The sequence below is a fragment of the Streptomyces iranensis genome (assembly GCF_017874715.1).
Lineage (GTDB): Bacteria > Actinomycetota > Actinomycetes > Streptomycetales > Streptomycetaceae > Streptomyces > Streptomyces iranensis.
Genome location: NZ_JAGGLR010000006.1, coordinates 235,198 through 249,293, shown reverse-complemented (window position 1 = coordinate 249,293; position 14,096 = coordinate 235,198). Strand labels below are relative to the sequence as shown.

Genomic DNA, 14,096 nt, shown 5'->3' with positions numbered 1-14,096 from the left:
GCCCGGTCATTCGGCGCCGACGGTGCAGATGCAGATGCCCGGCGCGGGGATGGGCCAGGCGGTGTCGGAGAGATCCTCGATGACCAGGTCGTCGTCCTCGGCGGGCGGACGAACGGCCTCGGCGGTCTCGGCGCCCCCGGTGGCCTTGGCGCGCTCGGTGATCTGGACGACTCCGGTGACCCCGACGACCCCGACGACCCCGGTGACCTCGGCGTTCTCGGCGGGATGAGCCAGGGCGGCGGGGCTCGTGGGCTCATGTGGGACGGGCGTATCGGTCATCGCGGACTCTCTTATCGCCAGGGGTGTGAATTTGTCATGGTGCGAGGCTCTGGAACTCATATCGAGCTCGTTACTCCGGCACTGGCCGTACAGGCCGCCCACAAGCGAGGCTCTTAGATGCCTCGGTGGCAGGGCCGCGCGGCCAGGAGGCACTTGACGGACCGTTGACGGAGGTACACGACCATGGACATCAAGGTGTTGGGGCCGCTGAGCGTCGAGGCGTGCGGTCAGTCGATCGTGCCCAGCGCGGGCAAGCCGCGCCAGATCCTTGCACTGCTTTCCGTCTACGCCAACCAGATGCTCCCGGTGCCCACTCTTATGGAGGAAATCTGGGGCACGCAGATGCCGCGCAGCGCGCTCACCACTTTGCAGACCTACATCCTGCAGCTGCGCCGCAGGCTGGCCGCGGCCTATGGCCCACAGGCCCCGCAGGCTTCCAAGGACGTGCTCGCCACGCGGTACGGCGGATATGTGCTGGAGGCCCAGCCGGGCGCGGTGGACATCCATGAGTACGACCGGCTGGTGGCCGCGGGGCGGGACGCGCTGGACGCCGGGGACGATGTCCAGGCGTCCCTGCTGCTGCGCGAGGCGCTGGCCGTCTGGCGCGGCCCCGCGCTGGTGGATGTGAAGGTCGGGCCGGTCCTGGAGATCGAGCTGGCCCGTCTGGAGGAGAGCCGGCTCGGCGTCCTGGAGCGCCGTATCGAGGCCGATCTGCGGCTGGGCCGCCATGCCGAGCTGCTCACGGAGCTCACCGAGCTGACCGCCCGTCATCCGCTGCACGAGGGGCTGCACGCCCAGTGCATGGCCGCGCTCTACCGCGCGGGCCGCCCCTGGCAGGCGCTGGAGGTCTACCAGGGGCTGCGCGCCAGACTGGTGGAGGACCTCGGGCTGGAGCCGTCGCCGCGGCTGCAGAAGCTCCAGCAGGCAGTGCTCGCCTCCGATCCGGCGCTCGATCTGGACCTGGACGGCCACTGGCGCCGCCCGGTGCTCGATCTGTTCGCCGCATAGCCCCCGGCCGACGGCCCCCAACCCCTCAGCGTCGGCCCCCGCCCACAGCCCCCGCAGAGCGGAGCCCCGAGATCCCCGATATCCCCGACACCGCCCCGTCCCCGTCCGGAGTCCCGTAGGTCCCGTACCAGCCGTCCCCGTCCGGCGAACCATCCCCCCCAATACGCCCGGCGCCGCCCTTCAGCCGGGCCTGCTACGGCTCCGCTGCCCGATCCCCCCGCGCGGGCAAGCGGAGCCGTAGCGCGTCCAGGAGCTGTCACAGGCGCCCGATGCCCGATGCCCAAGGCCTGAAGCCCTGGACCTGAGCCCGACCAGCAGGAGGCGCGATGATGCGCGAGATCGACACCGATGTGTGCGTGGTCGGGGGCGGCCCGGCCGGTCTGGTGCTGGCGCTGCTGATGCTGCGGTCGGGGGCTCGGGTGACCGTGGTGGAGTGCGCCCGCGCGCATCAGCGCGTGGTCCGCGGCGAAATACTCCAGCCCGGCGCGATGGAGCTGTTGGACGCGCTCGATGTGCTCGCCGGCGCCCGCGCCCGCGGCGCCCATGAGCACCACCGGTTCCTGGTGATCGAGGGCGAGCGGGTGCTGCTGGAGGCCGACTACCGGCTGCTTCCGGCCCCGTACGACCACCTGCTGAGCGTGGTGCGCCCCCATCTGCTGGACGAGCTCCTCGCCCGCTGCCGCCGCTCGCCCGGCTTCCGCTATCTGCCCGGACGGCGGGCCGGGGCGCTGTTGCGGCGGGAGGGGCGGATCGCCGGGGTCATCGCCGAAGGCCCGCCGGGCCGCTGTGCCGTACGGGCCCGGGTGGTGGTCGGTGCGGACGGCCGGTTCTCGCGGATCCGGCGGCTGGCGGGCATCGGGGCGGGCCGCGCCGACGCGTTCGCCCAGGATGTGCTGTGGTGCACCCTCGTCACGCCACCGGAAGAGCCGCCGGTCCGCGATGTGCGGGTGTACCGCACCGGCGGCGGCCCGGTGCTGGTCTATGGCTCCTGGCCGAACCGGATCCAGATCGGCTGGACCCTGCCGCACCGGCGCTACGGCCATATCGCCGCTCTCGGCCTCGACCACGTCAAGGAGCGGCTGGTGCGTGCCGTGCCGCGGTACGCCACGCTGATCCGCGATCAGATCCGCACCACCGCCGACCTCGGTGTGCTCGATGTCTTCTCCGCACGCGCCGAGCGCTGGGTGGCCGACGGGCTGGTGCTGATCGGCGATGCCGCCCACACCCACAGCCCGATCGGCGCCCAGGGCATCAACCTCGCGGTGCAGGACGCGGTGGTGCTGCATCCCCTGCTGGCCCGTGCCCTGGCCGAGGGCGACACCAGTGCCGAGCGGCTGGCGGAGTTCGAGCGGCGGCGCGGGCCCGATATCGCGGCGGTGATGCGGATGCAGACCCTGCAGAGCCGGGCGATCCTCTCGCAGGGCGCGTTCACCACCCGGGTGCGCCCCCGTCTCGCGCGGGCGCTGCGTCGTACGCCGCTCTATCGCAAGATCCTCCAGCGCATGGCCTACGGCAACCCCTCGATCCGTATCGCCGACGCCGGGGTGTGCGGCCGTACATGACACCCCCGAGCGCGATGGCTGGAAACCATCCCTACACCGGCTTCTCGCCACCCGGCATTGGCGTCATATCCCGTACAGCCTAGGTTGAGGCCATGCACACTGTCGTGATCCTGGCGCTGGACCAGGTCATCGCCTTCGATCTGGCCACCCCGATCGAGGTGTTCACCCGCACCCGGCTGCCGGACGGCCGTGAGCCCTACCGGGTCCGGGTCTGCGCCCCCGCGCCCGCCGTCGACGCCGGGGTGTTCGCCCTCCAGGCTCCGTACGGGCTCGAGGCGCTCGCCGAGGCCGACACCATCGTCGTGCCCGGCCGCGGCGACCCCCTGCTCCCGGTCCCCGACGAGGTGGTCGAGGCGCTGCGGGACGCGGCCGGGCGGGGCACCCGTATCGCCTCGATCTGCTCCGGGGCCTTCATCCTCGCCGCCACCGGGCTGCTCGACGGACTCCGGGCCACCACGCACTGGCTCGGCGGCGCGCTGCTCGCCGAGCTCCATCCGAAGATCCAGGTCGACCCGGATGTGCTCTATGTGGACAACGGCCAGTTCCTCACCTCGGCCGGCGCCGCGGCCGGGCTCGATCTGTGTCTGCACCTCATCCGGCGCGACCATGGCTCCGCCGTGGCCGCCGACGCCGCCCGGCTGTCCGTGATGCCCCTGGAACGGGAGGGCGGACAGGCCCAGTTCATCGTCCACGACCAGCCGCCCGTGCCGCGCGGCTCGCTGTTCGAACCCCTGCTGCGGTGGATGGAGGACAACGCCGGACGGGACCTCACCCTCAACGAGATCGCCGCCCACGTCGGCATGAGCACCCGCACCCTCAACCGCCGCTTCCGGGAGCACACCGGGACCACCCCGCTGCAATGGCTGCACCGCGCCCGGATCCGCCAGGCGCAGTATCTGCTGGAGGCCACCACCCACCCCGTCGAACGCATCGCTTCCCAGGTCGGGTTCGGCTCGCCCACCTCCTTCCGGGACCGCTTCAAGCGCGTCGTCGGCACCAGCCCGCACAGCTATCGCTCCGCCTTCCAGCGAAACGCCGGATAGCCGCCGAGCGAGACCCCGGACGGGGTCGGGCGCGGGTCGAGGCAGGCTCGAGTCACGGCGGCGACCATGGCCTTCTCAGTGGGAACGACCGCGAGGAGCGCCCATGTTGGACCTCGGCCTGGAGGGGCGCACGGTCCTGGTCACCGGGGCCACCGGGACCATCGGCAGCGCCGCGGCGCGCGCCTTCGCGGAGCAGGGGGCCCGGGTCGCGCTCGCCTTCCGGCACCGCCGCGAAACCGCCGAGGCGCTGGCCGTCGAGCTGTCCGGACCGGACCGGGGCAGGGCCTTCGCCGTGCCGTACGCCCTGGACGACGCCGCGTCGCCGCGCTGGGTCGTGGCCGCCGTGGAGGAGCACTGGGGCGGTCTGGACGTGCTGGTGGCGGCCGCCCGGCGAAGGGGCGCGCGGCGTGAGCCGCACGCCCGGTTCGAGGACGTCCCGGAGGAGCACTGGCGGCCGCTCGTCGCCGATGCCTTCGCGCCCGCCATCCGTACGGTCCAGTGGGCCGTCGCCGGGATGCGCAAGCGCGGCTGGGGCCGGATCGCGCTGGTGGCCCCGCCGCACGCGCCGGAGGGCGACCCGGGCGGGGAGTTCCACGCGGTGGCGCGGGCCGGGCTGCAAGGTCTGGTCCGCGGACTGGTGGGTGAGGTGGGCGGGGACGGAGTGCTGATCAACGCCGTGTGCCCCGGGCCCACCCCGCCCGACCGGCCGCCGACCCCGCCCGACCGGCCGCCGACCCTGCCCGACCGGCCGCCCACCGCCCCCGAGGGCCGCACCGCCCCCGAGGGCCCCACGACGCCCGAGGGCCCCACGACCACCCCCGAGGACATCGCCCGCGCTCTCGTCTTCCTGTGCTCGGCGGCCAACGGCGCGATCACCGGCGAGACGCTGACGCTCGCGGGGCGCCGCTGAGCCCGCCGGGGGCGGGAGGGGTCGGCCCGGTGTCATGTCCATCGGCCGGACGGGTCGGTCCGGTCGGCTCGACCTCTGCGGGAGGTGACCGTGCGCGTCCTGTTCACGACCTGGGCCTCGGGTGCCCATCTCGTCCCCATGGTGCCGCTGGCCCGTGCCCTGCTCGAGGCCGGGCACCAGGTGCGGGTCGCGGTGCCGTCCGAATGTGCGGCGGCCGTCGCCCGCACCGGCCTGGTGCCGGTGCAGATCGGCGCCCTGCCCGTGGCGGTGGTCAGAGCGCCGGCCGTGGCGCGCCGGCCGCGTGGCATCTGGCCCACGGACTGGCCGGTGCGGCCTGCCGCGCTCACCCCGGAGCAGCACGGCGTGCTGCGCGCGTGCGGCGACCGGCAGGTGCGGATCGCCGAGGCGATGGCGCAGGGTCTAGTGGCCTTCGCCCGCTGCTGGCAGCCGGAGCTGGTGGTGCACGACGCGGGCGCGTACGCGGGCACGGTGGCCGCGGGGGCGCTGGGGGTGCCCGCGGTCGGCCAGCTGTGGGGGAGCGCGGCCGTCCTGCGGCTGGACCGCCAGCGGCTGGAAGGCCCACCGCTGCCCGGCTACGCCCGGCTGATGCGGCGTTACGGCGCCGACCCGGCACGCGAGCCCGACCTGTGGCTCGACCCCTGCCCGCCGAGCCTCGCGCTGCCCTCGCGGGCGCGGCGGCTGCCGGTGCGCTTCGTGCCGTACGACGGGACGTCGCCGGGTGAGACGCCGTCGCCGTACGAGGCCCGCCGCGCCGGGGCGCACCCCGCGAGCCATGAACACCCCGGGCGTCACGAACACCCCGGGCACTCCGGGCGCCACGAGCACCTGGGGCGCCCCGGGCGCCACACCGCCGCGTCGAACGGGCGGCGCGGGCCGGGCGGCGGTCCCAGGCGCTCCGGGCCGGTGCGGGTGTGCGCGGCGTGGGACGACGCCGGTGGCCCGCCGGACACCGTACGGGCCGCGCTGTGGGCCGCCGAGTCGCGGGGCGTGGAGGTCGTCCGGGTCGGAAGCGCCGCCGAGGGGCGGCCGCCCGCCGGGCCGCTGCACCGGGTGCTGCCGGGCTGCCGGGCGCTGCTCCACCAGGGCGGGGGCGCGGCGGTGCTGGCCGCCGCCATGGCCGGGGTGCCGCAGCTGGTCGTCGCGCCCCGCCTGGAGCACCAGCTGAACGGGGCGCGGCTGGCCCGGGTGGGCGCCGGGATGTATCTGCCCGCCGACGCCCTCGACGCCGCCCGGCCCGGGGCGCGGGCGGCGGGCGCCCGGCTGGCCCTGGATCTGTTCGCGTTGCTGGAGCAGCCCTCGTACGCCGCGGCGGCGCACGCCCTGCGCCGGGAGGCGCTCGCGATGCCCGGCCCGGACAAGGCAGTGCGGGCGGTCACCCGGCTCGCGGGCCCGGCGGTGTGAGCTGGCCGTCACGCGCGACCCGTGTGGCCGGACCACGCGAAAGGCCCCCCACCGAAGTGAGGGGCCTTCCACTGTCTGTGCGCCGCCAGGGACTCGAACCCCGGACCCGCTGATTAAGAGTCAGCTGCTCTAACCAACTGAGCTAGCGGCGCCTGCTGACGTAGGAGACCTTAGCACCCGGACGCCATGGAGTGAAAATCGATAAGTTTCAGCCCGGAAAGGCGGCGGGTGCGCTGGTCACAGCCGTGCTGACGAGATCACTACCGGCGGTGCGGGCCGCCCTCACACAGGCCCACAGCAGCACCTCGGGGCCGGGCAGCCAGGGGCTGCGGACATCGGGCGCGACCAGCCAGCGCGGCGACGGCATCGGGGCGGACTCCCGGACTCCGGACTCCCGGACTGCGGACTCCGGGGCCCGGGACTCCCGGGCACCGGGCTTCATGGCGTCGGCCTCTTGGGGATCGCCCTCCAGGGGCGCCGCCTCCTGTGGACCGGGGTCCGGTGGGAACAGCGGCGGCACGGTCACCGCGTCGCCGCGGCCGTAGCAGAGCAGCGGGGGAGCGGCCGCGCCCCACTCCTCCCAGCCGAGCAGCGCGGGCAGCCGCTGGGCGGTCCCCGGAGTGGCGAAGAGCATGACCCGGCCGCCCTGGGCCGCGACCGGTCCGGTGCCGGGGCCGTCGGTCCATAACCGGCCCACCACCCGGCGGCCGAAGAGCGCGTCCATGCTGATCACGTCGAACGCCGTGCCGCACGGCAGCGTCACCGGGGCGGTCGGGGCAGCGGCCCACAGGGCCTGCACACCGCGCGGGGAGGCGCTGGCCGAGGCCAGCCAGTCCGCGCCTGCCGGGGTGACGAAGGCGGCGGTGTGCAGTGAGTCCTGCGGCGATCTGCTCATGTTTCCACCTTTACCGTCAGCGGTGACGGTGTAGAGAGATGAGACGAAACCGGGACATCGGACGGCGGTATCGGGTACCTTCCACCCGCATATGCCCCGGGCTCACGCCTGCCGTCAGTCCAGCAGCTCGCCGCCCCGCATCAGCTCACGACCGAATTCGACCATCTTCTTGGCGTAGTCCTCGGTCCACTCGGCACGCTCGGCGATCACGGCGGGGGTCAGCCGATCGAACCGCCTCGGGTCGGCGAGCTGCGCGGCCGCCATCGCCTGGAACTCCATGGCCCGGTCCGTCGCCGCGCGGAACGCCAGCACCAGCTCCGTCGAGCGGGACAGCAGCTCACGCGGGTCTTCGATCGACTCCAGGTCGAAGAAGTGCGCCTCGTCCGACGCGGCGGCGGCCGGTTCGAAGAGCAGGGGCGCGGGCTTCAGCCGCCGGGGCGCGGAGCCGTGCCGGCCGTGAGCCGAATCCGGCTCGGGCATGTGATCTCTCCTCCTGGCTCGTGAGACACGTACGGTTCGCGGGTCTTGTCGTCTCCATTGTCGCGCGTAGGGCAAGGGCACCCCCGCCGTACGCCGCCGACCTGGGGTCTCTCCCCACCCCACCGCCCCCTGAACCATGGCCGCACCTCTCACCCCGGTGACGCACCGTACGGCCACCGGTAACGCGCCGCCCTTACGGCCCTGGGCGACACGCTCCTACGGCCGCCCGAGCCGCGCCCGCACGCTCTCACGGTCGCCCGAGCCGCGCCCATCACGCCCTTACGGCCGCCATGCCACCCGGTGCTCCGACAGGTGCGCCAGCACCGCGTGATTGGCCTCCCAGCCGTCCGGGAACTTCACCGTGACGCCCAGCTGCACCGGCTCCGTGGACGGATGCTCGTCCAGCAGCTCGGCCACCCCCGCCCGGCACACCACCACACACGCCTGCCGGTGCCGCGACGCCAGCACGCACAGCCGCCCCGTCTCCAGGTGGAAGGCCGTGGCGTCCGGCCGCCCCGACAGCGGGTGGAGCACGACCGTGACGTCGAACTCACGCCCTTGGAGGCGATTGGCGGTGTCGACGGTGACGCCGGAGACCCCGAGCCCCGCCAGCGCCGCCCGGACCGCGGCCGCCTGGTCCCGGTGCGCCGTGCCCACCGCGATCCGGTCCGCGGCGACCGGCTGTGGCTCGTCGGACCGCTCGCTGACCGCCACCGCGCCCCGGTCCAGCAGCCGCCGCACCACCTGGGCCACGGCCGCCACCGCCTCCGGATCGGTGCGCGGGGTGCGCCGGGCGGGCAGCTCCAGCAGTCCCCAGCCGGACGCGGCGGCCTCGTCCAGCACCCGGTCGGGCCCCGAGCCGTCGGAGGCCACCCCGAAGCTCAGCCGCCGCTCGCCGTGGCCGGTGCCGCTGCGGAAGGGCGTGTACGGGTAGAACGCGTGTGAGACCAGCGGCGCGGCCGAGGCCGGGAGCCGCCAGGAGACCGGCAGCCGGTGCTGCGGAAGCCGCGGATTATGGGCGAGCAGGGTGGTGACGGCGCTCGCCGACGGGTCGTACGAAAGCCCCGCCCACTGGTCGGCACCCACCACGCTGAACGGGTCCAGCTGCCCGGGGTCGCCCACGAACAGCGCCCGCTCGAACAGCCCGGCGACCGCCAGCAGCGCGTCGGAGCGCATCTGGTACGCCTCGTCCACGATCGCGTGCCGCCACGGCTCGACGTGTCTGATGTGCGCCCACTTCGCGGCCGTGGAGACCACGATGTCGAGCCCGGCGAGGTCGGCGATCTTGGCGGAGGCGCGGACCGACTCATGACCGTCGAGCACCGGGTCGTACGGATGCGGATCGCTGCTGTGCAGCCGCCCCACCGGGAGGTCGGGGTCCGCCGTGGCCAGCCGGTCCACCAGGTCGTCCACCTGGGCGTTGGTCTGCGCGACCACCATCAGCCGCCGCCCGGCGGCGGCCAGCTCCCGCGCCGCCCGCACCACCAGCGTCGACTTGCCCGCACCGGGCGGGGAGTCCACGACGACGCCGCGGTCCGCTCCGTGCAGCGTGTCGTGCAGGATCGCCTCGGTGGCACGCGCCGCCGCGGCCGACGGGTCGAACGGCTCGGCCGCGCGGGCACGGCCCGGGTGGGCCGCGGCGGCGGCCGGGTCCGCGCCGATCACAGATAGTCCTCCTCGGTCATCGGGTCGGGCTGGGGGCTCTGGGCCGGGGCGGCGGTGTCCGGCGGGCCGCCATGGGTCCATGGGGTGCTCTCCGCGTCGGGCAGCTCGGGGCCTCCGCGCGGGGCGTGCTCGAACAGCGTCCAGCACACCCGGTCGCCCTTCTCGGGCACCGTGCCCGGCTCGGGCTGCTTGCCCCGGCCCATCCCGCCGGTCAGCCGCACCACCAGCGCGCGGCCCGGACCGTCCGCGCCGGCCGGACCGTCCGCGTCGCCCTGGCCCTCCGCATCGCCCTGGCCCTCCGCGACATCGGCCTCGTCGGCCTCGTCGGACCCGTCAGCCTCGTCGGCACCGTCCAGGTCCGCGTGACCGGCGAACTCCCCGCTCTGTGCCCTGCCGTCGGCCGTGACCCGGTGCAGCTTGACCCGCTCGGCCAGGTGCGGACGGTCCTCGGTGCGGATCGTGACCAGCGGGCGCGGGCGTGGCACCTTCGCGTCCGACCAGGCCATCTCCACATCGATCACCTCGCCCGCGAACGCCTCACCGGCCAGCCGCCGCCCCGCCATGACCAGCGGATCGTCCAGCGCCTCATGGGCGTCCAGCTGGGCCTGCGCGGTCTCGCGCGCGGCGAGCTTCTGCGCCGCCGTCACCGCGTCGTCCAGCTTGGGCTGCGGCGGTTCCCCGGCCCGGACCCGGTCCCGGTGACCGGTGTAGGACCAGCGGTCCCGCTTCCAGCGGTCGGCCACCCGCGCGCCCTCCGGGAGGGTGCGCAGCAGATCCACCCCGCGCCACAGCGCGTCCCAGGTGGGCCGCAGCTGTGACTCGATCAGCCCGCGCAGCTCCGCCTCGGCGAGCCGCAGCCGTGCCGAGCCCCCGGCCACGCCCTGTGACGCCTCGGTACGGGCCGCGTCGTAGCGGGACATCGCCGGGGCCAGCAGCTTGTTGTCGAAGGCGGGGTCGGTGGCCGGGCCGGCGGGCGGGCAGCGCAGCCGGCCGTCCTCGTCCCGCTCCGACTCCGCCCGCAGCGCCGCCTCCGCGCCCGGTACGCCCTCCGGGGGGTCGATCCAGGCCAGCAGCGAGCCCAGGTGCTGATCCTCCAGATTGCTCTGTCCGGTCGCCCAGTGACGGCTCAGCGACTCGGTGAGCGACAGCAGCAGACAGGAGCCGGGCACCCGCGCCCGCTCCCCGTAGTGGGTCAGCCAGCGCCCCAGCAGCGGTACCCGCGCGGGCGCCGGGAAGGGCGTCTCCGGGTCCTGCTCGGCGGTCCGCCGGAACCGCATCGACCGGCCCAGCAGCCGGACGAACGCCACCCCCGCGGTGCTGGGGACCAGCAGCTGCGGCGCGTCCTGACAGAGCTCGACCTGGACCGGCACCTTCTTACCGGTCTCCGGATCGGTCTCCTTGCGCTCCTCCAGCTCGACCTCGTCCCCGTACGAGTCCAGATATGGCTGGATCTCCTCGGCGAGCTCGGCGAGGAACGCGAACCGCAGGTCGCGGTCGCGCGGTTGGGCCACGATCAGCAGCCGCGGCGCGTCCCGGTCGGTGCCCACCAGCGCCCCGAGCGGCGCCCCCGTCTCACCGGCGGTGGTGAGCGGGACGAACGCCAGCGGACGCTCCGACAGATGGCGGTGGCGCACGGTGGTCAGGGGCTGGGCCCGCCCTTCCCGGACCGCCTCCATCCGGGCCAGGGTGGTGATCAGCGACATGCCGCCGCCTCGGGGCGGGACGCGAGCTCGGGGCGGGACGCGAGCGCCTCGGCGCGCAGGGCCGCCGCACGGCGCAGGGCGTCCACGGCGGGGTCACCGGTGGGCGCTTCGTCGGCGGGGCCGTTCATGGCGGCCGTAAGGACGGCGTCCACGGTGGTGAATCCGCCCAGCTCGCCCCGGACGCCACGGCCCAGCGCCTCGACCTGTCCCGCCGCGCGGGACCGCGTCCGGCAGTGGGCGGCCAGCTCACAGGTGGAGAGGCACTCCGGCGCGTACGCCGCGTCGACCGCGTCCACGGCGGCCGTGAGCTCCTCGACCGGCCGGGTCGGGAGCCGGCCGTCGTCGGTGAGCCGGAGGTCGAAGGTGGTGCCCTCGGGGAGGGCGGCGGCGATCTCCTCGATCCGGGTCAGCCGGTCCAGCTGCCGCCGGGTGACCGCCAGCTGCTTGCGCACATCGACCAGTTCGGCGGTCGGCAGGTTGGAGAAGTCCTTGGGGCAGACGAGCAGCACCTGATGCCGCACCCGGACCCGCACGGGAGCGCGGTCCGCCCTGTTCGCCGCCTCCGCCGCCTCCGCCGCGTCGCCGCCCTCCTCCGGCTCGCCGATCATCGACGCGACCCGCTCCAGCGCCAGCGTGTAGACCGCCGACTGCCGGGCGGCCGCGCCCACCTTGGCCGGGTCCGCGGAGCCGTCCACCATGGGGAAGGACTTGATCTCGATGACCGTCCACGTCCCGTCGGGGTGGACCACGACCGCGTCCGGCTCCAGGAAGGCGGGCGAGCCCGCGACGTCCAGGCTCACCATCGGATGGTCCAGCAGCGCCCAGCGCCCCGCCTCCGTGGCCTCCCGCAGCGCGAGCGCCGTACGGGCGGTGCGGCCCTGCGGTCCGGAGGCGGTCAGGTCGGGGGTCGCGACGGCGCCGGGGCCGGGCGGCTCCGAGCCGTCGCGCAGCCGCTCGTGCAGCAGCCGGACCAGATCCGCGCCGCCGTCGGCCTTGACCCGGGCCTCGAAGGAGTTGCCGCGCTGATGCGCGAACTGGGACTGACCGAAGTTCGCGGGAGCTCCCAGGGCCTGCGCCAGCGCGCCCTTGTCGACCCCGGCCCCGTCCAGCAGTGCGCGGCGGCGGCAGCCCGGGTTGGCGGCCAGCGCCGCCAGCGCTCGGGCGTCCATCGGACGGGGAGCGGTGGCCGGGCCGCGCAGCTCAGCGAGCCGCTGCCGGAGCCCCGTCACCTGCCGTGGAGGCCGCGCCGTCCGTGGCCGTGGCGTCCCGGCCGCCGACACCGGCACCGGCTCCCCTGCCGCCGTCGTCCGCGGCACCGTCGGTGCGTTGCCTGTCCGCGCCCCTGCCCTGCTGTCGGGGGATCCGTTCCCGTTCACGCGCCGAAGTCTCGCACCTGTCACCGACATTCGCGGGCACACCCGCGTTTCGGGCGGCGACGGGGGCCTCCTGGGCCGGGCGCAGGCGGGTGCGCAGGGCCTCCGTGAGCCGCAGCGCCGGGCCCGCCAGCAGCGCCCCGAGCCCCATGGTGGCGACGCCGGCGGCAGCGTCCAGGAAGTAGTGGTTGGCGGTGCCCATCACCACGAGCGCGATCACCAGCGGATAGCCGACCGCGCCGACCTTGGCCCACACCGAGCGCCCGTGCCGCCACAGGGCGACGCCGCACCACAGCGCCCATCCCACATGGAGGCTGGGCATCGCCGCGTACTGGTTGGTCAGTCCGCCGAGCCCGCGCGGTGCGCTGGCGTCGCCGCCCCACCAGCCGTACGAGCCGTACTGCGCCATGGTGTCCACGAAGCCGTGGCTCGCGTCCAGGAGCCGTGGCGGGCACGTCGGCAGCAGTGTGAAGCCGATGAGCCCGATGACCGTGGAGACCAGCAGCCAGGTGCGCAGAAAGCGGTAGTCCGACGCCTTACGGCGCTTCCACAGCCACATCAGGATGGCCGGGGTGAGGACGTAGTGCAGCGAGGCGTAGGCGAAGTCCGCCGGTATGCCTATGACCGCGTGGTTCGTGAAGAGGTCGTTCAGCGGCGACTCGAAGTCGATATTCAGACGCTGTTCGAAATGGAGGATCGCCAGACCGTGATCGACGGCGGTGGACACATCGCCGCGGGCCAGGAGCCGACCGGCCGAATACGCGGCGTACACCACCGCTATGAGCGGCAGTTCGGTCCACCAACGGGGCCGACTGCCCTGTGCTGCTCCGGCACGGGGCACGGTATAGGGCATTCGGACGCTCTCCAAAGTTCAGCCGGCCAGAAAAAGGCGCGCGGTCAACCGTACGGTGTAGGCGAAGCGACCTATGCACCGCCCCCATCCGCGAGCACGCCCACTGTCGGGACCCCCTGGCGGACTCGCGCGCAGCCTGGAAGACGCCAGGAGCGACCCGGAGGTTGCCTGCCGATCACGTGCGCGATGATGGAGGGATGGTGATCGGCCATGTGCCGGTCCCGTGATGTGCACGAAACCGCAGGCAGCGACGTGTAACGGCGCACGGCGGCGCGGCGGTGCGGATCCGGTGAAAGAAGGCACTGCCCCATGGCCCCACGCATCCTCCTGGCCCGACACGGACAGACGCGGTGGTCGCTGACCGGAAAGCACACCGGCCGTACGGACATCCCGCTGCTGGACGAGGGGCGGCGCGGCGCCGAACTGCTCGGCGAGCGGCTGCACCACGGCCCCTGGGCGGGCCTGCCGGACGTCGAGGTGCGCACCAGCCCGCTGGCGCGGGCGAAGGAGACCTGTGCGCTGGCGGGCTTCGGCGACCGGGCGCGGGAGTGGGACGCGCTCATGGAGTGGGACTACGGCGCGTACGAGGGGATGACCCCCGCCGAGATCAAGGCCGTCCGGCCGGACTGGCTCATCTGGCGCGACGGGGTGCCCGAGGGCGAGTCGATCGCCTCGATCGCGGCGCGGGCCGACGAGGTGGTGGAGTGGGCGCGCTCGGCCGACCGCGATGTGCTGGTCTTCGCGCACGGCCACATCCTGCGGACGCTGGGTGCCCGTTGGCTCGGCCATGACGCCTCCTTCGCCGCCTGTATCCGGCTCGATCCCACGTCCCTGTCGGTGCTCGGCTGGGCGTACGGCGAGCCCGCCATCGAGCGCTGGAACGACATCGGCCATCTCGACTGA

Annotated in this window: 13 protein-coding genes and 1 tRNA gene; 6 read left to right on the top strand and 8 right to left on the bottom strand. The window is 74.4% G+C overall.

The genetic code is table 11. The annotated features are described in order from the left end of the window. Positions 1 to 6: 6 nt before the first annotated feature. On the bottom strand, positions 7 to 279 hold the full coding sequence (locus J2Z30_RS12830; protein ID WP_044574790.1) for a hypothetical protein: 273 nt from the start codon (positions 277 to 279) through the stop codon (positions 7 to 9). Between the two features lie 183 nt (positions 280 to 462). Here J2Z30_RS12830 and J2Z30_RS12825 point away from each other — a divergent pair, with 183 nt between their 5' ends. The 5 genes from J2Z30_RS12825 (at position 463) to J2Z30_RS12805 (ending at position 6,224) form a co-directional block, all read left to right on the top strand. Then, a complete protein-coding gene (locus tag J2Z30_RS12825; protein WP_037953152.1) occupies positions 463 to 1,287 on the top strand; it encodes an AfsR/SARP family transcriptional regulator in 825 nt (274 codons plus the stop codon). A 326-nt stretch (positions 1,288 to 1,613) separates the two neighbouring features. Then, positions 1,614 to 2,849, top strand: a complete 1,236-nt coding sequence (locus J2Z30_RS12820; protein ID WP_044574792.1) for an FAD-dependent monooxygenase — start codon at positions 1,614 to 1,616, stop codon at positions 2,847 to 2,849. 92 nt (positions 2,850 to 2,941) lie between these two features. Then, entirely contained in the window at positions 2,942 to 3,892 is a 951-nt protein-coding gene (locus J2Z30_RS12815; RefSeq protein WP_044574794.1) for a GlxA family transcriptional regulator, read from the top strand. A gap of 103 nt (positions 3,893 to 3,995) precedes the next feature. Continuing rightward, a complete protein-coding gene (locus J2Z30_RS12810) occupies positions 3,996 to 4,802 on the top strand; it encodes an SDR family NAD(P)-dependent oxidoreductase (protein ID WP_052701565.1) in 807 nt (268 codons plus the stop codon). 90 nt (positions 4,803 to 4,892) lie between these two features. After that, complete coding sequence (locus J2Z30_RS12805; RefSeq protein ID WP_044581894.1) at positions 4,893 to 6,224, top strand: nucleotide disphospho-sugar-binding domain-containing protein; 1,332 nt, start codon at positions 4,893 to 4,895, stop codon at positions 6,222 to 6,224. A 78-nt stretch (positions 6,225 to 6,302) separates the two neighbouring features. Here J2Z30_RS12805 and J2Z30_RS12800 read toward each other — a convergent pair. The 7 genes from J2Z30_RS12800 to J2Z30_RS12770 form a co-directional block, all read right to left on the bottom strand. Further along, positions 6,303 to 6,376: transfer RNA gene (locus J2Z30_RS12800), tRNA-Lys, on the bottom strand. A 56-nt stretch (positions 6,377 to 6,432) separates the two neighbouring features. After that, entirely contained in the window at positions 6,433 to 7,119 is a 687-nt protein-coding gene (locus tag J2Z30_RS12795) for a bifunctional DNA primase/polymerase (protein WP_044574796.1), read from the bottom strand. 114 nt (positions 7,120 to 7,233) lie between these two features. Next, positions 7,234 to 7,599 (bottom strand): DUF8844 domain-containing protein, encoded by a 366-nt coding sequence (locus tag J2Z30_RS12790; RefSeq protein WP_044574798.1) that lies wholly within the window; start codon positions 7,597 to 7,599, stop codon positions 7,234 to 7,236. Between the two features lie 279 nt (positions 7,600 to 7,878). Beyond that, on the bottom strand, positions 7,879 to 9,261 hold the full coding sequence (locus J2Z30_RS12785) for an AAA domain-containing protein (RefSeq protein ID WP_308279926.1): 1,383 nt from the start codon (positions 9,259 to 9,261) through the stop codon (positions 7,879 to 7,881). Beyond that, positions 9,261 to 10,967, bottom strand: a complete 1,707-nt coding sequence (locus J2Z30_RS12780; protein WP_044574801.1) for an ICP22 family protein — start codon at positions 10,965 to 10,967, stop codon at positions 9,261 to 9,263. The genes J2Z30_RS12785 and J2Z30_RS12780 overlap by 1 nt, the downstream gene beginning before the upstream one ends. Next, complete coding sequence (locus J2Z30_RS12775; protein ID WP_107073556.1) at positions 10,958 to 12,136, bottom strand: hypothetical protein; 1,179 nt, start codon at positions 12,134 to 12,136, stop codon at positions 10,958 to 10,960. The genes J2Z30_RS12780 and J2Z30_RS12775 overlap by 10 nt, the downstream gene beginning before the upstream one ends. Positions 12,137 to 12,167: 31 nt before the next feature. Beyond that, a complete protein-coding gene (locus J2Z30_RS12770) occupies positions 12,168 to 13,193 on the bottom strand; it encodes a phosphatase PAP2 family protein (RefSeq protein ID WP_044574805.1) in 1,026 nt (341 codons plus the stop codon). Positions 13,194 to 13,502: 309 nt separating this feature from the next. On the opposite strand from J2Z30_RS12770, the gene J2Z30_RS12765 reads away from it, so the two are divergent. Continuing rightward, the gene (locus tag J2Z30_RS12765) at positions 13,503 to 14,096 is read left to right on the top strand and encodes a histidine phosphatase family protein (RefSeq protein WP_044574806.1); all 594 of its coding nucleotides are present in this window, start codon (positions 13,503 to 13,505) and stop codon (positions 14,094 to 14,096) included.